The 25,086-nt window shown below is 70.3% G+C and carries 26 protein-coding genes and 1 pseudogene; 9 read left to right on the top strand and 18 right to left on the bottom strand.

Annotated features, from left to right (window positions below):
* Positions 1 to 4: 4 nt before the first annotated feature.
* The 5 genes from ACWEFL_RS31430 to ACWEFL_RS31410 form a co-directional block, all read right to left on the bottom strand.
* Complete coding sequence (locus tag ACWEFL_RS31430) at positions 5 to 1,108, bottom strand: mandelate racemase/muconate lactonizing enzyme family protein (protein ID WP_451719159.1); 1,104 nt, start codon at positions 1,106 to 1,108, stop codon at positions 5 to 7.
* Positions 1,109 to 1,111: 3 nt separating this feature from the next.
* A complete protein-coding gene (locus tag ACWEFL_RS31425) occupies positions 1,112 to 2,095 on the bottom strand; it encodes a zinc-binding dehydrogenase (RefSeq protein WP_451719156.1) in 984 nt (327 codons plus the stop codon).
* Positions 2,096 to 2,667: 572 nt separating this feature from the next.
* On the bottom strand, positions 2,668 to 3,270 hold the full coding sequence (locus tag ACWEFL_RS31420) for a QsdR family transcriptional regulator (protein ID WP_451719153.1): 603 nt from the start codon (positions 3,268 to 3,270) through the stop codon (positions 2,668 to 2,670).
* 198 nt (positions 3,271 to 3,468) lie between these two features.
* Positions 3,469 to 4,491 (bottom strand): hemolysin family protein, encoded by a 1,023-nt coding sequence (locus ACWEFL_RS31415; protein ID WP_451719150.1) that lies wholly within the window; start codon positions 4,489 to 4,491, stop codon positions 3,469 to 3,471.
* The gene (locus ACWEFL_RS31410; protein ID WP_451719148.1) at positions 4,488 to 5,813 is read right to left on the bottom strand and encodes a hemolysin family protein; all 1,326 of its coding nucleotides are present in this window, start codon (positions 5,811 to 5,813) and stop codon (positions 4,488 to 4,490) included. The genes ACWEFL_RS31415 and ACWEFL_RS31410 overlap by 4 nt, the downstream gene beginning before the upstream one ends.
* 726 nt (positions 5,814 to 6,539) lie before the next feature.
* On the opposite strand from ACWEFL_RS31410, the gene ACWEFL_RS31405 reads away from it, so the two are divergent.
* From ACWEFL_RS31405 to ACWEFL_RS31395, 3 genes are all read left to right on the top strand, one after another.
* Entirely contained in the window at positions 6,540 to 6,761 is a 222-nt protein-coding gene (locus ACWEFL_RS31405; RefSeq protein ID WP_451719145.1) for a hypothetical protein, read from the top strand.
* A gap of 137 nt (positions 6,762 to 6,898) precedes the next feature.
* The gene (locus tag ACWEFL_RS31400) at positions 6,899 to 7,924 is read left to right on the top strand and encodes a sporulation protein (RefSeq protein ID WP_451719142.1); all 1,026 of its coding nucleotides are present in this window, start codon (positions 6,899 to 6,901) and stop codon (positions 7,922 to 7,924) included.
* Positions 7,925 to 8,030: 106 nt separating this feature from the next.
* Positions 8,031 to 8,486 (top strand): tellurite resistance TerB family protein, encoded by a 456-nt coding sequence (locus ACWEFL_RS31395; protein WP_451719139.1) that lies wholly within the window; start codon positions 8,031 to 8,033, stop codon positions 8,484 to 8,486.
* A 199-nt stretch (positions 8,487 to 8,685) separates the two neighbouring features.
* Here ACWEFL_RS31395 and ACWEFL_RS31390 read toward each other — a convergent pair whose 3' ends face one another.
* Both ACWEFL_RS31390 and ACWEFL_RS31385 read right to left on the bottom strand, forming a co-directional pair.
* Positions 8,686 to 9,624, bottom strand: coding sequence for a M56 family metallopeptidase (locus ACWEFL_RS31390; protein ID WP_451719136.1), 939 nt, complete (start codon positions 9,622 to 9,624; stop codon positions 8,686 to 8,688).
* Positions 9,625 to 9,628: 4 nt separating this feature from the next.
* Positions 9,629 to 10,024 (bottom strand): BlaI/MecI/CopY family transcriptional regulator, encoded by a 396-nt coding sequence (locus ACWEFL_RS31385; RefSeq protein ID WP_451719134.1) that lies wholly within the window; start codon positions 10,022 to 10,024, stop codon positions 9,629 to 9,631.
* Positions 10,025 to 10,334: 310 nt separating this feature from the next.
* On the opposite strand from ACWEFL_RS31385, the gene ACWEFL_RS31380 reads away from it, so the two are divergent.
* The 4 genes and pseudogenes from ACWEFL_RS31380 to ACWEFL_RS31365 form a co-directional block, all read left to right on the top strand.
* Positions 10,335 to 10,832 carry an amidohydrolase family protein gene (locus ACWEFL_RS31380; protein ID WP_451719131.1) on the top strand — a complete coding sequence of 166 codons (498 nt, stop codon included), beginning with the start codon at positions 10,335 to 10,337 and terminating at the stop codon, positions 10,830 to 10,832.
* 166 nt (positions 10,833 to 10,998) lie between these two features.
* Positions 10,999 to 11,841, top strand: a complete 843-nt coding sequence (locus ACWEFL_RS31375; RefSeq protein WP_451719128.1) for a hypothetical protein — start codon at positions 10,999 to 11,001, stop codon at positions 11,839 to 11,841.
* A 111-nt stretch (positions 11,842 to 11,952) separates the two neighbouring features.
* Entirely contained in the window at positions 11,953 to 12,483 is a 531-nt protein-coding gene (locus ACWEFL_RS31370; protein ID WP_451719125.1) for a carboxymuconolactone decarboxylase family protein, read from the top strand.
* A gap of 81 nt (positions 12,484 to 12,564) precedes the next feature.
* A pseudogene (locus ACWEFL_RS31365) lies at positions 12,565 to 13,728 on the top strand (MFS transporter); the annotation flags it as partial.
* Here ACWEFL_RS31365 and ACWEFL_RS31360 read toward each other — a convergent pair.
* The 10 genes from ACWEFL_RS31360 to ACWEFL_RS31315 form a co-directional block, all read right to left on the bottom strand.
* Entirely contained in the window at positions 13,638 to 14,942 is a 1,305-nt protein-coding gene (locus ACWEFL_RS31360; protein WP_451719123.1) for an acetyl-CoA C-acyltransferase, read from the bottom strand. The pseudogene ACWEFL_RS31365 and the gene ACWEFL_RS31360 overlap by 91 nt on opposite strands.
* Positions 14,935 to 16,026 (bottom strand): maleylacetate reductase, encoded by a 1,092-nt coding sequence (locus ACWEFL_RS31355; RefSeq protein ID WP_451719121.1) that lies wholly within the window; start codon positions 16,024 to 16,026, stop codon positions 14,935 to 14,937. The genes ACWEFL_RS31360 and ACWEFL_RS31355 overlap by 8 nt, the downstream gene beginning before the upstream one ends.
* On the bottom strand, positions 16,026 to 16,898 hold the full coding sequence (locus ACWEFL_RS31350; protein WP_451719118.1) for a dioxygenase family protein: 873 nt from the start codon (positions 16,896 to 16,898) through the stop codon (positions 16,026 to 16,028). The genes ACWEFL_RS31355 and ACWEFL_RS31350 overlap by 1 nt, the downstream gene beginning before the upstream one ends.
* Positions 16,899 to 16,908: 10 nt before the next feature.
* On the bottom strand, positions 16,909 to 17,160 hold the full coding sequence (locus ACWEFL_RS31345; protein WP_451719115.1) for a CoA-transferase: 252 nt from the start codon (positions 17,158 to 17,160) through the stop codon (positions 16,909 to 16,911).
* A gap of 380 nt (positions 17,161 to 17,540) precedes the next feature.
* Positions 17,541 to 18,368, bottom strand: a complete 828-nt coding sequence (locus ACWEFL_RS31340; protein WP_451719112.1) for a hypothetical protein — start codon at positions 18,366 to 18,368, stop codon at positions 17,541 to 17,543.
* Between the two features lie 62 nt (positions 18,369 to 18,430).
* Positions 18,431 to 18,718 carry a muconolactone Delta-isomerase gene (gene catC / locus ACWEFL_RS31335; protein ID WP_451719109.1) on the bottom strand — a complete coding sequence of 96 codons (288 nt, stop codon included), beginning with the start codon at positions 18,716 to 18,718 and terminating at the stop codon, positions 18,431 to 18,433.
* A 5-nt stretch (positions 18,719 to 18,723) separates the two neighbouring features.
* The gene (locus ACWEFL_RS31330) at positions 18,724 to 19,845 is read right to left on the bottom strand and encodes a muconate/chloromuconate family cycloisomerase (protein ID WP_451719106.1); all 1,122 of its coding nucleotides are present in this window, start codon (positions 19,843 to 19,845) and stop codon (positions 18,724 to 18,726) included.
* 188 nt (positions 19,846 to 20,033) lie between these two features.
* A complete protein-coding gene (catA, locus tag ACWEFL_RS31325; RefSeq protein ID WP_451719103.1) occupies positions 20,034 to 20,897 on the bottom strand; it encodes a catechol 1,2-dioxygenase in 864 nt (287 codons plus the stop codon).
* A gap of 31 nt (positions 20,898 to 20,928) precedes the next feature.
* Positions 20,929 to 22,506 (bottom strand): 4-hydroxyphenylacetate 3-hydroxylase family protein, encoded by a 1,578-nt coding sequence (locus tag ACWEFL_RS31320; RefSeq protein WP_451719100.1) that lies wholly within the window; start codon positions 22,504 to 22,506, stop codon positions 20,929 to 20,931.
* A 58-nt stretch (positions 22,507 to 22,564) separates the two neighbouring features.
* Positions 22,565 to 23,131 (bottom strand): flavin reductase family protein, encoded by a 567-nt coding sequence (locus ACWEFL_RS31315; RefSeq protein WP_451719097.1) that lies wholly within the window; start codon positions 23,129 to 23,131, stop codon positions 22,565 to 22,567.
* A gap of 238 nt (positions 23,132 to 23,369) precedes the next feature.
* Here ACWEFL_RS31315 and ACWEFL_RS31310 point away from each other — a divergent pair, with 238 nt between their 5' ends.
* A complete protein-coding gene (locus tag ACWEFL_RS31310) occupies positions 23,370 to 24,185 on the top strand; it encodes an IclR family transcriptional regulator domain-containing protein (protein ID WP_451719095.1) in 816 nt (271 codons plus the stop codon).
* A 97-nt stretch (positions 24,186 to 24,282) separates the two neighbouring features.
* On the opposite strand, the gene ACWEFL_RS31305 is transcribed toward ACWEFL_RS31310, so the two are convergent.
* Positions 24,283 to 24,414: a hypothetical protein gene (locus tag ACWEFL_RS31305; protein WP_451719092.1), complete on the bottom strand. Its 132-nt coding sequence runs from the start codon at positions 24,412 to 24,414 to the stop codon at positions 24,283 to 24,285.
* Positions 24,415 to 24,571: 157 nt separating this feature from the next.
* Here ACWEFL_RS31305 and ACWEFL_RS31300 point away from each other — a divergent pair.
* On the top strand, positions 24,572 to 25,086 hold a 515-nt coding region (locus ACWEFL_RS31300; RefSeq protein ID WP_451719090.1), incomplete at its 3' end, for an ABC transporter permease.

Here is a 25,086-nt window from a genome sequence, read left to right as displayed (position 1 = left end):
GTGTTCAGCCGGTGGTCCAGCGGGAGACGGAGAACGCGTCGATCAGATCGAGGTCGACGGCGGGCTGCGGTTCCACCACCGTCAGCCTGCCGCCCGAGACCCGGAACGGTGAGCCGAGGAAAGAACAGCCGAGTTTGAGAAATCCATTGCTCTCGATCGGCAGTGTCACCCCGGAATTGACGCAGGTCACCACTTCCGGAAAGCACCCGATATCCGATGCGACGCCATTGCCGACCACCACGTCGAACCCCAGGCCGCGCGCATGCGCGATGTCCTCGCTGAGGTCCCGACTACTGCCCGACTTCATCAGTTTGAGCTTGATCAGACTGGCGCCGGCCTCCTTGGCGCGCGCCAGGTCCGCCCTCGTCCCGATCGACTCGTCCAACATGACGGGCACCTCGCTGACGCCGCACAACCGCGAGGTCAGATCCCAGGAATCGGGCGGGAAGGGCTGCTCGAAGAGTTCCAGCCGGTCCGGGTCCAGCGCGTCGATCAGGCGCACCGCGGACTCGTAGCCGTACTGCTGGTTCGCGTCCAGGCGCAGGGTCGCCGCCCGGCCCGCGATGTCCGCGATGGCGGTCACCCGCCGGATGTCGTCCTCGACGTCGAGGCCGACTTTGACCTTGAGGGTCGTGTAGCCGTCGGCGAGATGGGTCTGGACCTCGTCGGCCAGCTTCACCGGACTGCGTTCGTTCACCGTCGCCACGAGGGGCAGGGATTCGGCCATAACGGGTGCCGGCGTGGGCCAGAGCTGCTGCTCCAGGGCTGTCGCCAGCGCGGCGCGTGCGAACGGCCTGCCGGAGCACATCCGTTCCAGTACGCGGAGACCGTCGAGGGGTGATCCCCGGCTGATCAGCGGCGCCACCGTACGGACGGTGTCCCAGACCTGGTCGGTGGTCTCGTGGCTGTAGCCCGTGGGCGCGCACGCTTCTCCCGCCGTCCAACGGTCCCCGACCCGCAGCAGGCATACGACGGAGTCGAGATGATGGAGATCTCCCAGCGCCGTTCGGTAGGGATGGGTGAGAGGAATGCCGACGCGATGGACGCGAATCTCCTCGACGTCCGACAGCTTCGTGAAATCGCTTGTCCCGTCGTCGACGATGGCCATGGCTCATCCCGCCTCGAGGACGATCTTTCCGAACACCTTGTCCTCCTCGAGCAGCGAGTACGCGGTCTCCGCCTGCGCCAGCTCCAGAGTGCGATCGACCACCGGATTCAGCAGTCCCTCGTCCAGCAGCGGAAGCACATCGCGGGTGAATCCGGCGGCGAGTTCCGCCTTTTCGTGCGGGGGACGTCCACGGAGCGCCATACCGCGGACCGTGAGCTGACGGGTGATCATCAGGGGGATCGGCACGGTGGCGGCGATGCCCGCGATGGCCCCCAGCAGAACGACCGTCCCGGTGCGCCGGACGGCATGGAGCGCGGTGGTCAGATGGTCGCCGCCGAGGAGATCGATCGCCACGTCGAATTCGCCGCCGGCCTCCGCCTTCAGCCGCCCGGCACGGGACTCGGCGGATTCCCGGCCGGACAGGGTGATTCCCACGTCGAGTCCGAGGGACTTCAGTTTCTCCAGCTTGGCCGCGGACCGGGTCGAACCGGCCACTCGCGCGCCCAGCGCCGTCGCCAACTGCACGACCGCGGTGCCGACTCCGCTGCCGGCCGCATTGACGTACACGCGGTGCCCGGCACGGACCGCGCCCTGGCGCACCAGTGCCTCGAATGCGGTGAAGAAGGCTTCCGGGACCGCCGCGGCCGTCAGCAGGTCCATTCCGTCCGGCACGGGAACGCAGTGGTCTTCGCGGATCAGCACGAATTCCGCCTGCGCGCCCCCACCGGTGATGCCCATGACCTGGTCGCCGGGCCGGACGGCGGTCGCGTCGGGACCCGTCTTCTCCACGATTCCGGAGAACTCGAGTCCGGGGATATCAGCGGGGGCGCCCGGGGGCGCGGGATAAAGACCGTCCCGCTGCAGAATGTCGGCGCGATTGCAGCCGGCTCCCGCGACCCTGACGAGTACCTGGTCCGCGTGCGGCTCCGCTATTTCGCGCTCGCCCAGCGAAACCGCCCCGTTTCCCGGCAGAATGACGGCCCTCATATACTCTCCCTGGTCCTGGAACGGCCTGGTGCCACGACGTTACGCGCGCCGTAGCAACACCACTACGGCCAGTTTCTTCTCAGCTGATAGCCCTCGGTTATCGCGATCGCGATTCCTCGGCGGCTGATCGTCATTCCGCCCCAAGCCGCGCCCAAGGGCGCTCCGACGATGTCGGACGAGAGACCGCTGCCCCGGACCGCCTGGGGCGGCCACACACACGCGCGCCGCGCTGATCGCGGTGGCCCGGGTCGTCTTCGAAGGGGTCGCGGCGGTCGAGGAGCACTTCCGGCAGGTGCGCGGTGAACGCATGGCGATGTTCGTCGACCGCGACGCACGCGGCATCGCCCGGCTCCAGAGCGAGGGCCTGGCGGATCCCGGGCTGGACCCGCTGGTGGTGTCGCGCGCCCTCTCGGGCAGGCTCAGCCGCACCCGCGTTCACCGGCTTCGTCTTCGAAGGGGGCGACGACGGGACCGGCCTGACGGTCTACGACACCGTGCTGTCGACCGCGGACCGGCTGTGGTGCGACGCCCTGGGGCTGCCGGTGTGGGACCGGAACCCGCGGCCCCCGCGGCTACTCCGCGTGCAGCAGCGCCGCGATGGCCGTCCGCACCTTGCCCGCGTCGGGCGACTCACCGATGATCATGTCGGAGTAGATGAACGACTCGATGATGCGCACGACCAGATAGGCCAGGTCGTGCACGCTCATGACATGGGTCAGGCTCCCCCGGTCACGCTCCTCGGCCAGCAACCGCTCGAAACAGTCAACGACATGGCGTTGGACCGGGCTCGCCTTCGAGGTGAGCAACCACAGGGCCCGCTCCGCCTCGCGCTGGAGGAAATCCTGGAAGAACGGTGTGTCGATCAGGGTCTGGGAGTAGTTCTCGGCGATCGAGGCGATCCGCGCACCACCGTGGCCCTCGGCGGCCGCCACGGCCGCCTCGACCGTCGGATCCGTCAGCGAGATCAGGATGTTCGCGACGAGCCGGTCCCGGTTGCCCACCCACCGGAACAGCGTGGTCCGGTCGATGCCCAGCTCCGCCGACAACTGCCGCATGTCCAGCCGTTTGCCGGCCACGAACTCTCTGCGCGCCAGCCTGAACGCCTCGTCCGCGTTCGGGCGCCGGGCCCGCTTGGCCCGGCCCGGCGGGTACGAAGGAGCGGGCGCGTCAGTCACGGCTCCTATCCTAGTGCGGCGACGACGGCGGCCGCGCAGGTGGGAAGACCGGCCACGGCCCGGCCCGCCACGGCCGCCGCCGTACGAAGAACTCCGCCCCCGCGCCCGCGGGTGGCCGTGCCCCTGCCTGCGCGCGGCCGGCGCCGGGGCCGATGCCGGCCGCCGCCGTATCCGGGCCGTCGGCGAGGGGGCGGCCCCTCAGCGCACGGCTCCCGGGTGGAGCAGCCGGGCGAGGAGGTCGTCCAGGCTGATCAGTCCGGTGAGCCGGCCGTCGGCGTCCCGGATCAGGGCCAGCGACGCGCGATTCCTGCGCAGGTGCTCGACCGCCTGGGACACGCTGTCGCCGCCGTTCAGCTCGGGTACCGGGCGGGCCAGTTGGCGGGCGGTGACGGTGCGTCCTCGGGTGCGGGCGACCAGGGCGTCGCGGGCGTGCACGGAGCCGAGGACCAGATCGCCGTCGCGGACGAGGAGGCGGGTGCGGTCGGCCGATGCCGCGGTGGCGAGGATCGCGTCCAGGTCCGCCTCGGCGGGGACGGTGACGATGTCGTCGGCCGCCGTCTGGAGCCGGGTGACCGGGGTCTGCGGTTCGGTCAGGGAGCGGGTGATCAGTTCGGAGTCGGTCTTGTTGATCAGCCCGAGGCGTTCGGACTCCGTGACCAGGTGGGTGAGCTGTTCGCGGTTGTGCACGGCCGTGATCTCGTCGCGCGGCTGCACGCGGCACATCCGCACGAGCGCGTTGCTGATGTTGTTGAGCACCCGGATCAGCGGCCGGACTGCCTTGACCAGGGCGCGGAACGGCGGTGTGAGCAGCATGGCCGAGCGCTCGGGATGGGCGATCGCCCAGGACTTGGGCGCCATCTCGCCGACCACCATGTGGAGGAAGACGACGATGATCATGGCGAAGGCGAAGGCGATGCCGTAGCTCAGTCCGGCGGGCAGGCCCAGGTCCACCAGCAGCGGATCGACCTGGTGGGAGATGGCGGGCTTGGACAGGGAGCCCAGGCCCAGGGTGCAGATGGTGATGCCGAGTTGGGCGCCGGCGAGCATCAGGGACAGCTCGCGCATCCCGGCGAGAGCGGCCTTGGCGCCACGCTGCCCCTCGGCGGCGGCCTTCTCCATGCGGTGGCGCTTCGCGGCGACCAGGGCGAACTCCGCGGCGACGAAGAAGCCGCTGCCGATGAGCAGCAGGACGGTGACGAAGAGGGCCATGGGAAAACTCATGCCTGTGCCTCCTCGGCCGCCGGCGCCGCGGGCTCGGCCTGTTCGATGCGTACGCGTTCGGGCACATGCCGGTCCAGGCTGAGCACCTCGATCCGCACTCCGTCCACGGTGAGGCGGTCCCCGATCGCCGGGAAGCGGCCCAGCCGGTCGATGATCAGTCCGGCCACGGTGTCGTAGTCCTCCTCCTCGGGCAGCGCGACGCCGGTGGCCTGTTCGACCTCGTCCAGCCGGCGGCCCGCGTCCACCAGCCATCCGTGTGTGTCGGCGACGGCGAGTTCGACGACGGTGTCGGTCTCGTCGGCGATGTCGCCGACGAGTTCCTCGGCGATGTCCTCGTAGGTGACGAGACCGGCGACGCCGCCGTGTTCGTCGAGGACGACGGCGAACTCGTCGTCGCGCTCACGCATCTGCCCGACCGCCTCGGGCAGCGGGAGGGTCACGGGGAGCAGCAGCGGGCGGCGGGCGGCCTGTCGCGCGGTGGTGGTCGCGAAGCGGTCGGCGGGCAGTCGCATCAGGTCCCGTACGCCGAGGACGCCCGCGACGTCGTCGGGGTGGTCGCCGAGGACGGGGTAGTTGGAGTGGCCGTGCTCGGCGATCAGCGCGACGGCCTCCGGGGCGGTGGCGTCCGCGCGGACGAAGACCGCGTCCGCGCGCGGCACCATGACTTCGTGCAGGGTGCGCTCGGAGAACTCCATGGCGTGGTCGAGCAGTTCGGCGGTGTCGGCGGGCAGATGGCCCTGCTCGTGGGACTCGCCGATCAGATGGCTCAGTTCTTCGAGGGTGGCGCCGTGGTGGAGTTCCTCGACCGGCTCGATGCCGACCTTGCGCAGCAGTTTGTTGGCGGCGCTGTCGAAGATGTGCACCACCGGGCCCACGATCTTCAGATAGGCGAGGGTCGAGGCGGCGAGGGACTTGGCCAGCCGCTCGGGGACGGCCAGGGCCAGGTTCTTCGGTGCCAGCTCGCCCAGCACCATCTGTACGGTGGTGGCGAGGACGAACGCCAGGACGACCGAGATCGCGGAGACCGCGCCGCCGGGTAGGCCGATGCCCTCCAGGGCGGGCCTCAGCAGCGCGGAGACGGACGGCTCGGCGAGGAATCCGACGACCAGGCCGGTGACGGTGATGCCGAGCTGGGCGCCCGAGAGCATGAACGAGAGGCGTTCGAGCACGCTCAGGGCGCGGGCGGCCCGTTTGTCGCCCGCCTCGGCCTCACGGGCGAGGGCGAGGCGGTCGGCGGCGACATAGGCGAACTCCTGGGCGACGAAGTAGCCGGTGCCCGCGGTCAGGACGAAGACGGCCAGCAGGCCGAGCACCGCGTTCATCGGTCAGGATCCGTCGGTCGGGGTGGCACGTGCGACTCCTTGTGGCGGGTCGATCGGGACGGCTTGCCGGGTCGGCGGTCGCCGCGGGCCGGGCGGCCCGGCCGCCGCCGGGCCGACGGGAATGTTGAGGGGCACGTCTTCAACGGGTCCATGGGCAGGTACCCGATCACGATGCCGCTCGCGCGCGGTGACGGCATCCGGACGGCCGCTGGCGGCATCGGGGGCGCAGTGCGGATGCCGTGCCACGGTGTCCCCGGGGCGGACGACGGTGCACGGACCTGTGGCGGAGCCGAGGACGGCGGGAGCGGGTCCACGGCCGGCCGCCGTATCGCTCCAGGCCCCGGGGGCGCGCAGGCTGACGGGCGGGGAACGGCGCGGCTGGTATGGGGAGGTTCACCCATGCGGGTCCCGGGACTCCTTGTCGCGTGGCTGGATCTCATCGGCCGGGCTATGGACCGGGAGCATCGTTTTTCTACACCCACTGTAAAGGCCGGGCACGCTCTGACGGGCAGGCGGACTGTTGTCCGTGTCACATCGCGCGGCCGTCGGGGGACTTTCCGTGTGGATTCGCGGAACGGCCGAGGTCCATTTCCGGACGGACTGATGAATCCGTCGCGGTTCTGTGCTCCCACCCGGTTGATCGGGCCTATTCTTCTACACGCATGTAGATGATGCGGTGGGTGCGCGGACGCGTGCTCGCCGCCGACCGTACATCGGAGGGCTGACATGACGTCGATCGACCTCGGCAACGTGCTGGACAAGGCATGGGCGGACAAGCCCCTGCCGGAGATACTCGCCGCGCCCGTGTCGGCCCTCAAGGGGGTCTCCGACCGTGACGGCGAACTGCTCCAGGAGGCATTCGGGGTCAGGACCGTGGCCGATCTCGCCGATCTGAAGTACGTCCGCCGGGCGCAGGCGCTGGCCGCTCTGGCGCCCTCGGCGAAGTAGCCCGCGGGGCCGCCGACCGGCTCGGCGGCCCTCTCCGTGTCACGCGCGCGCCACGCATCGCGCCGTACGACCGCGTGCGACCCGGTGCGCCGCGTACGGCATGCACCTGTGTACCTACGGAAGGAGTGAACACCACGATGGTGTTCAAACGACTGCTCGGCTCACTCGGCATCGGCGGCCCCACCGTCGACACGGTCCTCGCCCCCGGCGCCGTTCTGCCCGGCGGGAGCCTCGCCGGAGAGGTCCGCCTCCGGGGCGGCACCACGGATGTCGGCATCGAGCACATCACGCTCGAACTCGTGGCGCGCGTCGAGGCGGAGACCGGTGACGGCGAGCTCGAAGGCGCTGTCACCTTCGAGCGGTTCACCGTCGCCGGCGGCTTCCGCCTCGCCGAGGGCGAGCAGCGCGGCATCCCGTTCTCGGTCGCGCTCCCCTGGGAGACCCCCGTCACCGAGTTGTACGGGCAGCAGCTCGGCATCGTTCTGGGGGTGCGTACGGAACTGGGCGTGGCCGGGGCCAAGGACAAGGGCGACCTCGACCCGCTCTCGGTGCGGCCCCTGCCCGTGCAAGAGGCCGTCCTGGAGGCGTTCGGGCGGACCGGCTTCGGCTTCAAGTCGGCGGACCTGGAGTACGGCCGCATCGGCGGCACCGGGCAATTGCTGCCCTTCTACCAGGAGATCGAGCTGACGCCCGCGCCCCAGTACGCGCACGCGGTCGGCGAGATCGAGGTCACCTTCCTCGCCGGGCCCGGCGGCATGGACGTGGTTCTGGAGGCCGACAAGCGCGGCGGAGCCTTCTCCGGCGGCCATGACGCGCTCACGCGGATCACGCTGAGCCATGACGACGCGTACAGCCGGGACTGGAACGCCGAGGTGGACGGCTGGGTGCGCCGGCTCGTCGAGCACCGGTCCCCCTCCTTCCACACGCCCCACGGGTACGACGGCACACACGCCGCCTTCGGATCCGGCGGTGTCCACGCGCACGGCGAGCACGGTGGCGCCCATCACGGCGACGGCCACGGCCGCTCGGGTCCCGGCATGGGCACGATGGTGGCGGCCGGGGCGGCGGGACTCGCCGTCGGCGTCGTCGGCGGAATGGTCGCAGCCGAAGCCGTGGACGAGATCGGCGACTTCTTCGAAGGCGACGAGGACGACGAGGGCTGAACCGCCCCCGGACCGATAACTTCTACAATAATGTAGAGAGTCGGGGCGTCCGGGCCGTGCCCCCCGCGGCCCGGACACCCCTCACCTAACGAGCAACGGAGATCGTATGGCCCTGTGGGACCGCCTGAAGGAATCCGCGTCCACGATGCAGACCCAGCTCATGGCGAAGAAGAACGACCTCAAGAGCGGTGCCTTCCGCGACGCGAGCATGGCGATGTGCGCCCTGGTCTCCGCGGCCGACGGCACCGTCGACCCGTCCGAACGGCAGCGTGTCGCCCAGCTCATCGCCACCAACGAGGTGCTGCGGAACTTCCCCGCCGACGAACTCCAGCGCCGCTTCGAGGAGAACCTCGACAAGCTCACCGCCGACTTCGCCTTCGGCAGGATCAGCGTGATGCAGGAGATCGCCAAGGCGAAGAAGAAGCCCGCCGAGGCGCGCGCCGTCATCCAGATCGGCATCGTCATCGGCGGCGCCGACGGTGACTTCGACAAGGACGAGCAGGCCGTCGTACGGGAGGCGTGCCTCATGCTCGACCTGCAGCCCCACGAGTTCGATCTCTGACGGATCTCTGACGGCCGCGGTCGAAGGCCGACGGCCGGAAAGCGCCGGGTGCGAGAGGCCGTTCCCGTCCGTACAGGGCGGGAACGGCCTCTGTGCTTCGCCGGCCCGAAGCGGGAGCGGTGGCGGTCGCCGGTGCGGGGCCGACGGCACGGAGCAGTGGTGGCCGCGGCGGAGCCGGCCGTGCGGAACAGCCTGCCGGTCAGAGTGGAGTGGCCGCTTTCAGAATGAGGAAGAGGCTCACCGCCGAGTTCGCCGACGACAGCGCCGAGGCCGTCGCGCCCGCCGCGGCGCCCCAGGCGGCCAGCCCCACGGTGGTGGAGACGGGCGGCCACACACGTGCGGAGGGCGCGGGCCCCAGCAGTGCCACCACCCGCCGCGGCACCGGCCCCTCGGCGGCCAGGCCCGCCAGCGTCGCGATGGGCGTCCTGTGTGAGACCAGCGCCGCCTTGCCGATCGCCCTGGCCACCACACGCCGGCTCCCGACCGTCGTGGCGGCCCCCTCGTCGGCCCAGCGCTCCGCCGTGTAGGTCACCGCCGTGCGCAGAGGCCGCAGGAACGGATTGGCGCGCGCGGCCAGTTGCACCGCCAGCAGGAAACGGTGGTGGCCGCCCGCCAGGTGGACGCGCTCGTGCGCGAAGAGGGCCCGGCGCTCGGCGGAGTCCAGAGCGCCCAGCATTCCGGTGGTGACCACGATCCGTCCGCCGCTCCGGCCGGTGCCGGGCAGAGCGTACGCGTACGGCTCACGGTCGGGCAGCACCGCCACGGAACGGCCGGGCAGCGCCGTCAGAGCCTGCCCGGCCCGGCGGCGTACCCGGTGGTGGCGCCAGGCCGTCCGGCCGCACGCGACGAGCACCGCGATCAGCGCGGGAATGGCGACGCGGCCCGCGACCTCGTCGTAGGGCACCGCCGCACGCACCTGCGGGTCGGACCAGCTGTCCGGCAGGGGGTTTCCGGGCACCTGGGCGGTACCGACGACCATGAGCAGCGCGAGGCTCAGCGTGCTGCACACGGCCAGTACGCCCGCCACCGCGGTCAACAGCCAGGTGGCCGCGCGCGGATGCAGATGCTGCTCGGCGAGGCGGGCGATCGGCCACGCGCTCAGGGGCAGCACGAGCGGAAGGAAGACGAAGACCCCCATGCGGTCAGTCGTCGCCTTCCTCGGCCGCCTGGGCCAGCAGATCTCTCAGCAACCGCTCGTCACCCGGAGGCAGCGCGGTCACGAAGCTCGCCAGGACGGCCTCCCGGTCGGCCTCGGCGTCCAGCACCTTACGCATCCGCAGGGCGGCCAGCCCTGCCTCGTCCGCGGTCGGCGTCCACACGAAGGACCGGCCCGCCCGTTCCCGGGCGACGGCGCCCTTGGCGTGCAGACGGGTCAGGATGGTGATCACCGTGGTGTAGGCGAGCCCGCCGCCGAGCCGCTCCTGCACCCAGGCGGTGTTCACCGGCGCGGGCGCCTGCCGCAGCACGGCGAGCACCTGACTCTCCAGTTCGCCCTGGCCGCGGCGACGGGGGGCACCTCCCCGGTTCCGGTCCGTCATACCCGTCTCCTCCCGCCTCACCGAGGCGACCGTGTCGTGTCCGCCGCCGGAGCGGTTCATCGTACTGAGTGCGGGCGCCGTCGTCAGGCCCGGTCCGTTTCCGGACCGGCCCGCCGGGCGCATACCGCGAGCCGGCGGCGGCTGACACGGTACCGATCCGCGTCGTCGGGCCCGCTCGCCTCGGTGTCGCGGACCACCCGACCGACTCGGGCCGGGGGCGGCGGCACGGGCCAGGTCGCAGGCCGACGGCGCGCACCCGGAGGGCGGACCGGGGCCCGGCGTCCCGGCCGCGGATCTCGGTGCCCGTGCGGTGACTCATCTGTTCAACGCGATGCCCGGGCTGCACCATCGGGAGCCGGGCCCGGTCGCCGCCGCTCTGCTGGACGCGCGTCTGGTCTGCGAACTGATCCTGGACGGGCACCATCTGGCCGACGACACCGTACGGCTGGCCCACCGGGTCGCGGGCCCCGACCGGCTGATGCTGGTCAGCGACGCTATGCCCGCGGCGGACGGGGACTACGTCTTCGCGGACCGCGAGGTGACCGTCGCGGGCCAGGTGGCCAGGCTGCGCGGCACCGATACGCTCGCCGGTTCCACCCTGTTCGTGGCGGAGGCGTTCCGCAGGGCCGTGTCCACGGTGGGGATCCCGTTGCCGGACGCCGTACGGATGACGTCCGGTACGGCCGCCCGGCTGCTCGGACTGCGCGACCGGGGTGCGCTGCGGCCGGGACTCCGCGCCGACCTGGTCGAGCTGGAGCAGGACCTGCGACCCGCCCGCGTGTGGCTCGGCGGCGTGGCGGTGGGGTGACCGGACCCGGCCCCTGGCGGGAAGCGAGGGGTCGGGGGCTACGTGACGCTGGTGTGCGGGCTTGGGTGACACGGGTGGCGGGAATACCCCCCCGGGGTATATGGTTCTGACAGATGTCCCGCACACGGACATTGCCAGAAGAACGCGTCACACAGGTGGAGACACGATGAAGAGCAATTCCGGCCACGCCATGACCGACCACAGCGGCCACGGCGGAGCCCGCCCCGGTGGGCTGTCGGTCTCCGAGAGCGGGTACACCCTCGAATTCGACTCGACGATCCTCCCCACCGGGGCGCAGACGGTCACCTTCCAGGTGACCGGTCCCGACGGACAGCCGGTGACCGAGTTCACGCCCGAGCACGAGAAGGAACTGCACCTCATCGCCGTCCGGCGCGACACGACCGGGTTCCAGCATGTGCACCCGGTGAGGGACGAGACGGGCACCTGGAGCACCGAGGTGACCCTGAAACCGGGAGACTGGAGGTTCTTCGCCGACATCCACCCGGCCGGCCACGACGGGACCATGACGCTGGGGATCGACGCCTCGGTCGCCGGGCCGTACGACCCGCGGCCGCTTCCCGAGGACACCCGCACCGCTCACGTCGGCGAGTACACCGTCACCCTCGACGGCGACCTCGTGCCCGGCGAGGCGAGCGACCTGACGCTCACCGTCAGCCGGAACGGGCGGCCCGTCACCGACCTGCAGCCCTACCTGGGCGCGTACGGGCACCTGGTGGCGCTGCGTGTCGGCGACCTGGGCTACCTCCACGTCCACCCGGAGGGCGCGCCGGGTGACGGCACCACCGAGCCGGGACCCGAGATCACCTTCATGGCCGCCGCGCCGTCGGGCGGCGTGTACCGCCTCTTCCTGGACTTCCGGCACAACGACACCGTCCGGACGGCGGAGTTCACGGTGCGGACCACCGCGACCGCCCCCCGCTCGGTCGCGGCGTCCGCGACCGCACACGGGCACATGAACCACCACCACGGCGGCCACGCACACCACTGACCGCATGAACGTCACCGACCGACCGCCTCGGCCTACGGCGCGGTCAGGGGGCGCTCGGCTTCTCGAGCGCCCCGTCGCCCCCGGTACATCCTCCACGTCGGAAGGACCGTCATGCCCCGCCTGACCCGACTCACGCCCGATACCGCGGTCGGCGCCTCGCGCGACCTCCTCGCCGACCTCGTCTCCCGCCACGGCCAAATCGGTGACATGGTCTCCACGATGGCGCACTCCCCCGCCGTTCTGGGCGGCTACCTCCAGCTCAGCCGGGCCATGGGACGAGCCAAACTCGACCGGAGGATCAGCGAACGGATCTCGATCGCCGTCCAGGTCCTGCAGGGCTGCGGGCTCTGTCTCGACGCGCACGTCAGTGCCGCACGCGCGATGGGAGTGGACGAGGAAGAGATCGGGCGTGCCCGCGCGGGCACCTCGGCCGATCCCGCGATCGCGGCGATCATCGCCCTCGCCCTCCAGGTCTACCGCGAGCCGACGTCGATCACCGACGAGCAGGTCATCGCGTTGCGTGCGCACGGCTACAGCGACCGCGCGATCGCCGACGTCGTCGGCGTCGTCGCACTCAACATCCTGACCGGCGCCTTCAACCTGCTGGCCGGCCTCACTCCGGGGAGCGGCGCCGATGCGTAGAGACGACTCAGCCTCCCTCTGTGGGGCACGGCCTCCGCCCCGGGGCCGTGCCCCGCCGCATGGACATGGAAGGAACACGCCATGCGTTTGTTCGCGATCCGCGACTACCGCCTGCTGTTCAGTGCCCAGATCATCGCCCTGTTCGGTACCGGGCTGACCACCGTGGCCCTCGGACTGCTCGCCTACGACCTCGCCGGCCCACGCGCCGGCACGGTCCTCGGCACCGCCCTGACCGTCAAGATGGTCATGTACGTGGTCATAGCTCCCCTCGCCGCCGCGTACGTCGACCGCTTCCCCAGAAGAACCCTCCTGGTCCTCCTCGACGTGGTCCGCGGTGCCGTGGTCCTGGCACTGCCGCTCGTCACCGAGGTCTGGCACATCTACATCCTGATCGGCCTGCTCCAAGCCGCGTCCGCGGCCTTCACCCCGACGTTCCAGGCCGTCATCCCCGACATCGTCACCGACGCGTCCGACTACACGCGCGCCCTGTCCGCCTCCCAGGTCGCCTCCACCATGGAGAGCCTGCTCAGCCCCGTCCTGGCGGCCGTCGCCCTGGCGTTCATGAGCTTCGACCTGCTGTTCCTGGGCACCTCCGCCGGATTCCTCCTCTCCGCCCTGCTCGTTCTGGCGACGCGCATCCCCGACGCCCGCCCCAGTGCCCACACCAAGGCATGGGACAAGGCTGCGGCGGGGATCAGGACATTCCTCAGAACACCGCGGCTGCGCGGCGTCATGGCGCTCAACCTCGTGGTCGCGGCGGCGGGATCGATCGTCGTCGTCAACACCGTCAACTACGTCCGTGACGAACTCGGCGGCTCGCAATCGGACGTCGCCTGGATGCTCGCCGCGTCCGGCACCGGAACCCTCCTGGCCGCCCTCGTACTGCCCCGCGTACTCGACCGGATCACCGCCCGCACCGTGATGATGACCGGCGCCGGAGTCCTCGTCGGCGGCACGACCGCCGCGGTGACGCTCTTCGCGGCCGACCTGACCACCTGGACCGGTACGGCGATCGTCTGGGCCGTGATCGGCATCGGCATGGCGCTGATCATCACACCGACCGGCAACGTCCTGCGCGCCTCCGTCGCACCGAACGCGGTACCCGAGACCTTCGCGGCCCAGTTCTCCCTGTCGCACCTGGCCTGGCTGGTCACCTATCCGATCGCGGGATGGCTCGGCACGAACGCCGGCTTCTCCCTCGCCTGGTCCGTCCTCGCGGTCCTCGCCGGGGCGGGAGCGATCGGCGCCCTCCTCCTCTGGCCACGCCGCGACGGACGACGAGTCGTGACCAGGCCCGCGGCACCGGCCCGGCACGCGCCCCGGACGGACCGGTCCACCCTGTCCCAGGCCGCGTAGAACACTCTGAACGTCCCCGTCGCGCACACGCTCCGGTCGGGGAAGCCGTGTCCGGCGAACCGGTCCCAGAAGGCCGGCCGGCACGCACCGTCGCGAGCCGGGCCGGGAGCGGTCCGCCCCCGGCCCGTGCGGAGGCCCGGTCGGTGACGGGAATCGCGCTCCGGTCCGTCAACCGTTCCGCGGACGGGGGTGCTGAGGGGTCCGACCGCCGGGCGATGCATGCGCGGCTCGGTCCCGGACAGTCCCCAGGAGACGAGCCGGACCAGCGGGCGCAGACCGAGTTCGGCGGCGCGGGCGGGATGCGTGACGACGCAGACGGCGGTGCCGTCGTTCTGCCCGGAGGCGTTTCCCGCGGTCACGGTGGCGTCGGGGTCTTCGCCGAGCATGACGGGCCGCAGCCGGGCCAGCTGTTCCACCGAGGTGCCGGGGCGGATGTGCTCGTCGTGTTCGACCAGGGTCTCGGACTTCCGGCCGGGCACGGTGACGGGCACGATCTCGTCGTCGAACCTGCCCTCGGCGGCTGCCACGGCGGCGCGGTGGTGGGAGCGGACCGCGTACTCGTCCTGCTCCTCGCGGGAGATGCGGTACTTCTCCCGCATCGCCTCGGCGGTCTCGATCATCCCGCCGGGCAGCGGGTACCGGCGGCCACCGGCGGTCAGCCGGCCGCGGGTGATCGAGTCGTGCAGCATCACGCCGGGACCGCTGCGGGCGCCCCACCGCATGGCCGTGGAGAAGAACGGCGCGTTGCTCATCGACTCGGCGCCACCGGCCAGTACGACATCGCTCACCCCGGTCTGCACCTGCATGGCCGCGACGAGTACGGCCTGCAGACCCGACCCGCAGCGCCGGTCGAGCTGCATGCCGCCGACCGACAGCGGCAGGCCCGCGTCGAGTGCGGCCACCCGGCCGATCGCGGGAGCGTCCATCGACGGGTAGCCGTGCCCGAGCACGACGTCGTCGACCGCTTCGGGCGGCAGCCCGGTCCGCTCCATCACCTCCCGGACCACCACAGCGCCCAGCTCCTGCGCGGCGACATCGCGCAGCGCGCCTCCGAAGGCGCCGACCGGGGTCCTGACCGGTTCGCAGACAACGGCCTCACGCATGGGTTTCCTCCGAATCGGTCGGATCGGTGACGGGCGTGCGGCCCTCGTACGCGGCGTCGAGCAGTGCGGCGAGATCTTCGCGGCGAGGCGTCCGGGGGTTCGCGTAGGGCGCGTCGGCGGCCTGCTCGACCACGTGCGGGAGATCCGTCCGGCGGGCGCCGAGTTCGCGTAGCGACGCCGGGGCGCCGAGTTCACGCAGCAAGGTCCACAGCGCGGTCCACGGTGCTTCCTCCGTCCCGAGTGCTCGGCCCACGGCGGCGGCCGCCGCGGGCGCCGCCGTGGCGTTGAACGCCAGTACGTGCGGCAGGACGACGGTGTGGGTCTCCGCGTGCGGCAGGTTCAGGCTTCCGCCGAGCACGTGGCACAGCTTGTGATGCAGGCCCGCGGTCGTGGCACCGAGGCATACGCCGGCCAGCCACGCGCCCTGCAGTGCGTCGGCCCGGGCTTCGATGTCGCCCGGCTCCTCGACGATCGTCGGCAGTGCGCGGGCGAACAGCCTGATGCTCTCCTCGGCCAGCAGCGAAACGACCGGCGAGGCGTCGGGGGCGTAGAGCGCCTCGACGGCGTGCGCGATCGCGTTGACCGCGCTCGTCACGCTCATCCCGATCGGCAGCCCCAGCGTCAGCTCAGGGTCGTACACGACGCTGCGCGGCAGCACGACCGGGTCGCGGCCGGTCCGCTTCGCCCCGCCTTCGGTGAGTCCCCAGAGTGTGGTCACCTCCGAGCCCGCGTAGGTCGTCGGAACGGCCACCAGCGGGAGGCCCGACCGCAGCGCGAGGATCTTCCCCAGCCCGACCGACGAGCCGCCGCCGACCGCGACACAGCCGTCGGCACCCCGGTCACGGGCGACCGCGACCGCGTCGTCGGCGACCGCGGCCGGCACATGCATCCGGGCCTCGGCGTACACGCCGGCACTGCGCTCGCCCAGGTTCTCGGCCACCTGGCGCGCCAAGGGCTCCTGCTCGGGTGTGGACACGACGAGGACGCGGTGCAGGCCGAGCCCGTCCACTTCCCCGGCGAGATCCCGCAGCCGACCGGCGCCGAAGACGACGCGCATCGGCAGGGCGGTGTAGGTGAACTCCATCAGACGCCTGCCTCGGATGCGAGGGCGATGTCGAACCGAGCGCGGTGGAAGGGTGTGCTCACGCCGAACCGGGCGGCCTCCTCCTCGTCGTCCACGAGGACGAAGTCGGTCAGGAGGTTGCTCTTGACCGCGAACACGGCGTCGGAGTCGACCCATTCGCTGTCCGACACGAAGGCGTGTGTGGTCACCGGCTGATGGTCCTTCGCCTCGGCGATGAAGTGGATGTGGGCCGGCCGGTTCGGGTGCCGGGAGGTCGCCGCGAGCAGTTCTCCCACGGGTCCGTCGGTGGGGATCGGGTACGGCGCCGGTTTCACGGTCCGGAACCAGAAGCGCCCGTCGGCGTCCGCCGTGAACAGTCCCCGGCCGTTGAGGTCCGGGAGTTCGCCGGGCTTCTGGACGTCGTAGAACCCCTTGTCGTCGGACTGCCACACGTCCACGGTCGCGCCGGGCAGCCCGGCCCCGTCCAGATCGGTGACCCGCCCTTCGACCACGCACGGTACGCCGTCGCCGACCCTGTCGATGGTGTCCCCCAGTTCCCGGGCCGGGCTCTGCACCATGTGGAACGGGCCCAGCACCGTGGTCGACGTGGCCCCGGCCGCCCGGCGCTCGCCCTCCACCGTCTCGACCAGCATGGACAGCCCGAACACGTCCGAGAGCAGGATGAACTCCTGTCTCACGTCGTCGCAGGTCTTGCCGGTCCGGGTGAGGAAGTCGATGGCCGTCTCCCACTCGGCGGTGCTCAGTTCGACCTCGCGGGCGAAGGCGTGCAGATGCCGGGTGAGCGCGGTCAGGATCTCGCGCAGGCGCGGATTCCCGGTGCCGGCGAACGACTCCACGACGACCTCGGCGGACTGTTCAGCGGTGAAATCCATGGGTTACTCCTCACACGGTGGTGGTGATCAGGTCGATGGAGAGCGGGGCGCCGGTCCGGTCGCGCACCTCGTCCACGGACACGCCGGGCGCCGGCTCACGCAATACGAAACCGGCCGGGGTGATGTCGAGGACTCCGAGATCCGTGATCACCCGGTCGACGACCTTCTGCCCGGTCAGCGGCAGGCTGCACCGCTCGACCTGCTTGGGCGAGCCGTCCTTGCGGCTGTGGCCTGGCGGGCAGTCGGAGCGGGCACCGAGCACCCCAACCCCGTGAAGGGTTGGGTACCTGCCGGCGGACACAAGGAGAACCCATGCGTATACGCATGGCGTTGATGATTGCGGGCGGCGCGGTCAGTCTTACCGCTGCCACCATGCTGATGGCCCCACCGGCCGGCGCATCCAGCGCGAACGACTGCACCTCGACCAGTTCGGGCGGCGGGTGGGGATGCGGCTCCTGGACCAATTACGACTCACTCAGCAGGTATCTCGATGCGTGTGACAACGGCTCCTCCGACGGCCTCAGGACCGTGGCCATGATATCGATCAACAACGTCACGACCGAGAATCAGCCGGCGATGCCGGGACCTGCGCGCCAACGGTGTGGGTCAGCGCCGAGGGCGAGGCCGGATGTGTCATGCGGGTCACCCGGCACCTTGGACGAGATGGGGCGGCGACGCGTCGGCGGGCTGCCGTTGAGATGCGAGTGCAGACGGATGATGCCCGGGTTCGGGCGAGTCGACGGGGCTCAGGAAACTCGCTGTGACCAGAACACCGCTGCTCCTGGCTCGTGCCGGGGCGCAGGATGCCTTCAGCTTCCCGCAGGAGGTGACCTCCAGTTCGGCCGTGAAGTCGTCGAGTCGCCCGTGGTATCGCCCGGGGGCCGGCAGAGCGGTGCCCGCGGCGGTGAGCACCTCCGTGCCGTGGGTGAGGACTCCGTCGACACGGTGTGGTCTGCCGAGCGCCTGTGCGGCCGCCTCTACGTCGCCGCGGTTGAGACAGCCGCGGATGTAGGTGGAGGAGAAGGGCGCCTGCGTGTTGCGCACGAGTTCGACGCCTTCGGCATGGAATCCGTGTCTCCCCCCGAGGCGGCGCAGCGTGGAGAGGTCTCCCCTACCGCCCCGCCCGAAGGTGAAGTCGGCCCCGACGACGACCGCGCCGGCGTGGAGGGTCCGCACGAGTACGTGTTCGGTGAAGTCCTCAGCGCTCACGCGGGCCAACCGGGGTGTGAAGGGCAGTGCGCAGACCGCGTCCACACCCAGTTGGTGGGCCAGCTCGGCCCGTCTGTCCAGAGTGCTCAGGGCGGCCGTGTCCCGGGGCAGTCCCAGGACGCGGGCGGGGTGGGGATCGAAGGTGACCAGCACGGTGGGCATGCCGTGGAGCCGCGCGAGCTGGTGTGTTCGGTGGATCAGCCGGGCGTGCCCTCGGTGGACGCCGTCGAAGACTCCGATGGTGAGGGCACAGCGCGGCAAGTGGGCCGGTACCTCTTCGAGCCCGCGCCACAGCGTTGGCGCGCGTTCGCGTGACGGGCTCGTCATGGCTGGGCCGCCAGGTCGGAAGGGTGCTGCGCCAGCGGGGTGACGCGGATGGTCATGAACGGGTAGAGGGGGAGGGAGGAGAGCAGCGCGTGCAGTTCGTCGTTCGAGCCGACGTCGAAGATGCTGATGTTGCTGTACTCGCCGACCACGCGCCACAGGTGCGGCCATGCTCCTGAGCGTTGGAGTTCCAGGGCCCGCGCTTTCTCCGTTGCCACCAGCCTGTCGCGTTCGTCGGGATCGAGGTCGTGCGGGATGGCGACGTCCATGCGTACGTGGAAGAGCATGAGGCTCAGCTCCTTGTGAAGGCCCGGACGGCTTCGGGGTCGAGTTCGATGCCGAGCCCGGGGCCGTCGGGCAGGTGCAGTTCGCCGTCCGCGTAGCGCAGGGGCTCGGTGAGCAGTTCCTCGCTCATCAGGAGAGGGCCGAACAGTTCGCTCCCCCAGGTCACGGCCGGTGTGGCGCAGGCGAGGTGGAGGGAGGCGGCGGTGCCCACCGGGCTTTCGATGGAGGTTCCGCCGTGGCAGGGGATTCCGGCGGCGGCGGCGATCTCGGCGATGGCCTTGGTGGCCCGCAGACCACCGGACTTGGTGGTCTTGAGGGAGAAGATGTCCGCTGCCCGGTGCTTCGCCAGGCGCAGGGCGTCGGTGGGTGTGCGGAGGCTTTCGTCGGCCATCACGGGGATGGGGAGGGCGTGGTTGATCTCGGCCAGCGCTTCGAACTCGGCTCCGGGAACCGGTTGTTCGATCATCTCGACTCCGGCTTCCGCGAGCCGCGGCAGGTAGGTCAACGCGGTGGAGAGGTCCCATCGTGCGTTCAGGTCCACTCGGACACTGGCCGCGCCGGCGAGCTTCTCCGCGACCTTGCAGATTCTGGTCACGTCGTCTGCCGGGTCCTGGGCGCCCATCTTGAGTTTGAAGCTGCGGTGCATGCCGGAATCCAGCTTCCCCAGGGCCTCCTCCACCACCACTTCGGCGGATTCGGTACCCAACGCCCAGGTCACCGGGACCGAGCGTCGGGCGAGGCCGCCCAGGAGGGTGTGCACGGGCACGTTCAGGTGGCGGGCCCATGCGTCGTGCAACGCGATTTCGACGGCGGCCTTGGCGAAGAGGTTGCCGGCGACCACGTCACCGATGTCGCGCTGGATGCCTGCTATGTCGTCGACAGCGCGGCCGAGGAGCAGGGGTGTGATGTAGCGGTCGATGATGACCTGCATGGTCTCGACCGATTCGCCGCCCCACCAGGGGCCGGCCGGGACGACTCCTTCGCCGGTACCGGTGACACCGCCCGCGGTGCGGATCCGGACGAGAAGCACGGGTTGTGCCCGCATCTGCGTACGAGCGAAGCGGTGCGCTCGTCGCAGTGGCACATCGAGCAGGACGGTGTCCACGCGGTCGATATGCAGGTCGTTCATGAGATCTCTTCCTTGCTGGGCCTAGGTCGGACGGCGGTGAACCGGCCAGGTCGGCGCAGGGCACCGTGATCACCGGCCTGACCGGTTGCCTGAGTGCCCTCACCGGGCTGGGTGGCTCGGATGACGGGGGAATCGGCCAGGTCGGCGCGGGGACGCCGGGTTCGCCGACCTGGCCGGTCGCATGGGGGTCAGACGGCTTCGAGGACGAAGTCGTACTCCGCGCGCAGGCGCCCGTCCTCCTGGGGCTTCGGGTCCATCACCAGTTCGGGTTTGGTGGCTTCGGCGACGTCGTCGTCGACCCACTGGCAGCCCTGGAAGTACAGCTGTGTGGTGATGGGCCGGAAGCCCGGCGCCCGCACGATGAGGTGGAGGTGTGCGGGACGCCAGGGGTGCCAGCCGGCGGCCTCGATGAGGGCACCGGTAGGACCGTCCGTGGGAATCTGGTACGGTGCCGGCCGTACGGTCCCGATCTCGAAGCGGCCCTGCTCATCGGTCACGATGACGCCGCGGAGGTTGCCGTCGGGGATGCCCGGGGCGAAGCCGGAGTAGTAGCCTTCGTCGTCGGCCTGCCAGATGTCCAGCTCGGCGCCGGCGAGCGGCCGGCCGTCGGTGTCACGGACCTGGCCCGCGAACACCATGGGCGCTCCCGCCTCGTCGGGGCGCTTCGGCAGCTCCGTCACAGCGGGCAGCTTCTTCTGGTCGGGGAGGTGGTAGGGCCCCAGGATGCTCCCCTTGGTTCCGTTCTGGCTGCGGGCGGCGACCTCCTCGACGACGTGTTCGACGAAGACGTCGAGGAAGAGGGGCCACTCGCCGCCCTCACCGACGTCCATGAGCCACTGCTTGGCGGCCTGGAACTCCGGATAGGTGACCTCGTGTGTGCGGATGGCGTCGTGGACGCCGGTCAGCACGGCGCGTACGACGGCGTCGACACGCTCGGGCGGAACGCTCTGCGTCGAACCCTGCTGCTTCCGTGCGGTACGGAATGCCTCGGAGGCGTTCGCGCCGGAGCCGGCGGCGGTGGGTGAGGTGGGTGTGGTGGGTGCGGTGGTCATACTCGTCTCCTATGAGAGGGAGAGGTCTCGGTCAGCGGGCCCGCAGGGTGCTGTCGCCGGGGTTGTAGAGGTCGGGTGCCGTCCAGCCGTCGAGGTCGTACTCGGCCATGCACTGCTCGGCGAAGCCCTTCATGGCGTCGGCGGCACCGGACTGCTGGGCGGAGAAGAGCAGTTCCGCGCGCACGTTCTCGTGGTTGCCGGAGTAGTTGCGCTCGTAGAGTTCGTGCCGGCCACCGAACTCGCTGCCGATGGAGTCCCAGATGAGTTTCATCAGCTTCACGCGCTCGACGGAGTCGTAGCCGTTGGAGCCGCGGACGTACTTGTCCAGATAGGGGCGCACCTCGGGCGACTTGAAGTCGGCCGCGGAGGAGGGCAGGTAGATCAGACCGCTGCCCAGGTCCTGCATGATGATCTCGCGGACGCGGGGGTAGCCGATGGTCATGAACCAGCGGTAGGCCAGCCCGTAGTCGAGGTTCGGCAGGACGGCGCCGTTCTTCCACTCGTTGTGGTTGGTGGCCATCGCGTCGGTGAGCGCCCAGAACAGGTTGCGCCAGCCGATGACCTCGCCGACGCGGGTCTGGATGCCGCGGAAGTCCTTGGTGCCGGTGACCTCCACACCCTTCATGAGGAGCCCGGCGATGAAGTCGAGCTTGACGGCGAGGCGTGTCACGCCGTGGAAGGTGAAGCGGTGCAGGAAGCCGGAGCCGGGGAAGAAGGTGGATGCCTTCTCCGCGTCGCCGTAGATGAAGACGTTCTCCCAGGGGATCTTCACCTTGTCGAGGATGAAGATCGTGTCGTTCTCGTCGAAGCGGCTGGAGAGGGGGTAGTCGAAGGGGCCGGTGGTGGCGTCCGCGACGTTGGCGTAGGAGTTGCGGCAGATCAGCTTCATGCCCGGGGCGCCCATCGGCACGGTGCACACCAGGGCGAACTCCCGCTTCTTGATGGGCAGTCCGTAGTGGGCGATGAAGTTGTAGTTCGTGATCGCCGATCCCGTCGCCACGACCTTCGCGCCGGAGACGATGAGGCCGTCGTCGCGCTCCTCCTCGACGTGGATGAACAGGTCCTTGACGTCGTCGGGGTTCTTGTCCCGGTCGACCGGCGGGTTGATGATCGCGTGGTTCCAGTAGAGGACCTTCTCCTGCGATTCGGTGTACCAGCGCCGCGCGTTGTCCGCGAAGGGCTCGTAGAACTCCGAGTTGGCGCCCAGGGTGCCGAGGAAGGCCGCCTTGTAGTCGGGGCTGCGGCCCATCCAGCCGTAAGTCATCCTCGCCCACTGGGCGATGGCGTCCCTGTCGGCGAAGAGGTCCTCCCTGCTGCGCGGGGTGCGGAAGAACGGGTGGGTGAAGCCGTCGCTGCCGGTGTCGGTGGGCGTGGTCAGCACGCTGTTCTGCTCCGGGTCGTGCAGTGCGTCGTACAGGCGTGCGGTGCTCTGTACGGCGTTGCGGAACGCCGGGTGGGTGGTGACGTCCTTGATCCGCTCGCCGTGGAGGAAGATCTCACGCCCGTCGCGGATGGAGTCGACGTACTCCTCACCGGTCATCGGCCGGGTCGAGCGCGTCGGGGCCTCGGCACCGCTGTCGGCGCTCGATTCGTTGTGCTGGGTGGTCATGAAGGGAGCCTCTTCTCCTGGAAGGGTGTTCACGGGGGCTGTCGCTCGGAGGTGGGGGTCAGGAAGCTCGCTGTGAGCGCAGTGGAGAGAACTGTGTGGTGGCGGCGAACCAGCCGGTGTCGGGGCAGTCGACTGAAGCCGCCCAGTGCGCGTGGGTGTTGCGGGGGCCCAGTTCCCGGAAGCCTCCGGCGAAGAACACCAACGGGTCGACGTCGCTGATCTGCAGGTCCACCACCTCGCCGATGACGATGAGGTGGTCGCCGCCGTCGTAGGTACGCCACGGACGACAGGAGATGGTGGCGGCGTTGCCGACCAGGACCGGCGCGATCGCGCCGTCGGTCCATCGCGGGGCCGGCTCCTGCGGCCTGCCGGCGAAGTGCAGGGCGGTCTCGAACTGATCCTCGGCCAACACGTTCACCGCGAAGTGAGCGCCGTCGAGGTACTGGCATGCCTTTGACTTGCGGGTCAGCGTCACCTGACACAGGGCGGGCTCGAGGGAAACCGCGGTGAAGGCGTTCACGGTCGCACCGTGCGGTTCGCCCCGGTCGTTCATGCAGGTGACGACCGTGACTCCGGTGGCAAAGCGTCCGAACCCGTTACGGATGTCTCGCTGGTCGAGCATCATCGCCCGCTACCTTCCTGTACGCCATGCGTACACTTTGCCCGCTTTGCGGTTCCGAAGACAGTGCCCAGAGCCGAAGGGGATGTCAAGAGGTGTGCGCCAAACGAATCTCGCACCCTTCGGGTAGGGCGGCGCGACCATTGCTTGTACGCTATGCGTGCAACATGCACGCTGTGCGGTCCTGAAGACAGTGCCCAGGGCCGAGCGGGATGTCAAGAGGTGCGTACGAAAGGATGAATGGATGACGACCGAGCCGACCGTGCCGACCGACCGCGACCACATTCAGAGCATCGAGCGAGGCTTCGCCGTACTCCAGGCATTCGACGAGGAGCGCCCCAACCCCTCACTCGCGGAGATCGCCGCAGCCACCGGCTACTCCAGGCCCGCCGTGCGGAGGATCCTGCTGACTCTGCAGAACCTCGGATACGTCCGGGGCAATGGGGGGCGCTGGTCACTGACACCACGGGTGCTGAGCATCGGTCAGCACTACTCCGCGTCGCACAGCATGATCGAGGCGGCACAGCCTCACCTGCTCCGGCTCGCGGAAGAGACCCACGAGTCGGCCTCCCTCGCCGCCCTCGACGGCGCGGAAGTCGTCTACATCGGCCGCGTCCCGGTGCGCCGCATCATGAGCATCAACGTCTCCATCGGCAGCCGCGTACCGGCCCACGCCACCTCCATGGGCCGGGTGCTCCTGGCCTGGGCGCCGCCGGAACAAGTGGACCAGGTCATCGGCCAGGACGGACTGCGTGCGTATACTCACCGCACCGTCACCGACATCACCGACCTCCGCCGTGCTCTGCGCACGGTGCAGGACCAGGGTTGGTCCCTGGTGGAGGAGGAGTTGGAGGACGGTCTGCTCTCCGTCTCCGCCCCCGTCCGCGACCGATCCGGCACCGTCGTGGCGGCACTCGCCTCCTCGACGTCCAGCGGACGATCGAACGCGACCCGCCTGCGAGAGGACGTCGTCCCCCTGCTTCTGCGCACCGCGGCACAGATCAGCACCGACCTCGGTTACCGTTCCTCCCCGAGGGACGGACGCGAGGGCTTCTTCTGAACCGCGATGCTCGCCGGCCACCGGGGCTCGCGCTCACGGTCCCGCCGGCGGCTTCGCCCGCCCTGTCCTGACCAGCCGCGTTCACACTCGCCGGGTGCTACGCGGTCGCGGGCGGAGTGGAGCCGTTCCCCGGCTTGCCGTGCGCGGTCGCGGTCGCGGTAAGGCGGGCGATGGCCTCCGGCAGGAAGTTCCGGCGGTCTCGGCCGTCATCGTCGGGAGGAGGAATCACCCAGGGGATCATCTCCGAGTATGACCACGCGCCCCGTGGCCCCTGTCGAAAGGCACCCCTGGAACCGTTACTGCGACTGACTTGAGGCGTCGATTCGGCGATCACGATGGAGAGATCCACTCGCCGACCCCCGGCTCTCACCACAGGACTCACTGACATGTTCCGTACCGCCCTGCGCAACGTGCTCGCGCACAAGGCCCGGCTCCTGATGACCGTACTCGCCGTGATGCTCGGCGTCGCCTTCGTCTCCGGCACCCTCATCTTCACCGACACCCTCGGCAACGCCTTCCGCAACCAGTCGGCCAAGAGCTACGACGACATCGCCGTCGCCGTCGAAGGCCCCGGCAACGAGGAAGAAGGAGAGCCGGAGGGAGCCGGCATCCCCGCCGCCACCCTGGACAGGATCAAAGGACTCGACGGAGTCGCCGAAGCCACCGGCCGGGTCGGCGGCTTCGCCGGCGTCGCCGACCAGAAAGGCAAACTGATCGGCTCCGGCTGGGCCAACGCCGGCGGCAACTACTCCCCCGGCAAGAACGGCAAGGACGCCGCCTACACCTTCACCCAGGGCACCGGACCCGCCAACGACAGCCAGATCGCCCTCGACAAGGCCACCGCCACCAAGGGCGAGTACCAGGTCGGCGACACCGTCCGCGTCGCCACCAACGGCCCCGT

Source organism: Streptomyces sp. NPDC004838 (assembly GCF_053600955.1).
Note: the sequence above shows the minus strand (reverse complement) of the source record. Positions and strands in the feature narration are given on the sequence as shown.

Excerpts from the sequence above, each read along its gene's own strand:
- ACWEFL_RS31315 (WP_451719097.1), bottom strand. The coding sequence starts at position 23,131 with ATGATGCTCGACCAGCGAGACATCCGTAACGGGTTCGGACGCTTTGCC.
- ACWEFL_RS31360 (WP_451719123.1), bottom strand. The coding sequence starts at position 14,942 with ATGCGTGAGGCCGTTGTCTGCGAACCGGTCAGGACCCCGGTCGGCGCC.
- ACWEFL_RS31390 (WP_451719136.1), bottom strand. The coding sequence starts at position 9,624 with ATGGGGGTCTTCGTCTTCCTTCCGCTCGTGCTGCCCCTGAGCGCGTGG.
- ACWEFL_RS31355 (WP_451719121.1), bottom strand. The coding sequence starts at position 16,026 with ATGGAGTTCACCTACACCGCCCTGCCGATGCGCGTCGTCTTCGGCGCC.
- ACWEFL_RS31410 (WP_451719148.1), bottom strand. The coding sequence starts at position 5,813 with ATGAACGCGGTGCTCGGCCTGCTGGCCGTCTTCGTCCTGACCGCGGGC.
- ACWEFL_RS31330 (WP_451719106.1), bottom strand. The coding sequence starts at position 19,845 with ATGAACGACCTGCATATCGACCGCGTGGACACCGTCCTGCTCGATGTG.
- ACWEFL_RS31405 (WP_451719145.1), top strand. The coding sequence starts at position 6,540 with ATGACGTCGATCGACCTCGGCAACGTGCTGGACAAGGCATGGGCGGAC.
- ACWEFL_RS31415 (WP_451719150.1), bottom strand. The coding sequence starts at position 4,491 with ATGAGTTTTCCCATGGCCCTCTTCGTCACCGTCCTGCTGCTCATCGGC.
- ACWEFL_RS31400 (WP_451719142.1), top strand. The coding sequence starts at position 6,899 with ATGGTGTTCAAACGACTGCTCGGCTCACTCGGCATCGGCGGCCCCACC.
- ACWEFL_RS31395 (WP_451719139.1), top strand. The coding sequence starts at position 8,031 with ATGGCCCTGTGGGACCGCCTGAAGGAATCCGCGTCCACGATGCAGACC.
- catC (WP_451719109.1), bottom strand. The coding sequence starts at position 18,718 with ATGCTCTTCCACGTACGCATGGACGTCGCCATCCCGCACGACCTCGAT.
- ACWEFL_RS31370 (WP_451719125.1), top strand. The coding sequence starts at position 11,953 with ATGCCCCGCCTGACCCGACTCACGCCCGATACCGCGGTCGGCGCCTCG.
- ACWEFL_RS31310 (WP_451719095.1), top strand. The coding sequence starts at position 23,370 with ATGACGACCGAGCCGACCGTGCCGACCGACCGCGACCACATTCAGAGC.
- ACWEFL_RS31425 (WP_451719156.1), bottom strand. The coding sequence starts at position 2,095 with ATGAGGGCCGTCATTCTGCCGGGAAACGGGGCGGTTTCGCTGGGCGAG.
- ACWEFL_RS31350 (WP_451719118.1), bottom strand. The coding sequence starts at position 16,898 with ATGGATTTCACCGCTGAACAGTCCGCCGAGGTCGTCGTGGAGTCGTTC.
- ACWEFL_RS31375 (WP_451719128.1), top strand. The coding sequence starts at position 10,999 with ATGAAGAGCAATTCCGGCCACGCCATGACCGACCACAGCGGCCACGGC.
- ACWEFL_RS31320 (WP_451719100.1), bottom strand. The coding sequence starts at position 22,506 with ATGACCACCCAGCACAACGAATCGAGCGCCGACAGCGGTGCCGAGGCC.
- ACWEFL_RS31385 (WP_451719134.1), bottom strand. The coding sequence starts at position 10,024 with ATGACGGACCGGAACCGGGGAGGTGCCCCCCGTCGCCGCGGCCAGGGC.
- ACWEFL_RS31430 (WP_451719159.1), bottom strand. The coding sequence starts at position 1,108 with ATGGCCATCGTCGACGACGGGACAAGCGATTTCACGAAGCTGTCGGAC.
- catA (WP_451719103.1), bottom strand. The coding sequence starts at position 20,897 with ATGACCACCGCACCCACCACACCCACCTCACCCACCGCCGCCGGCTCC.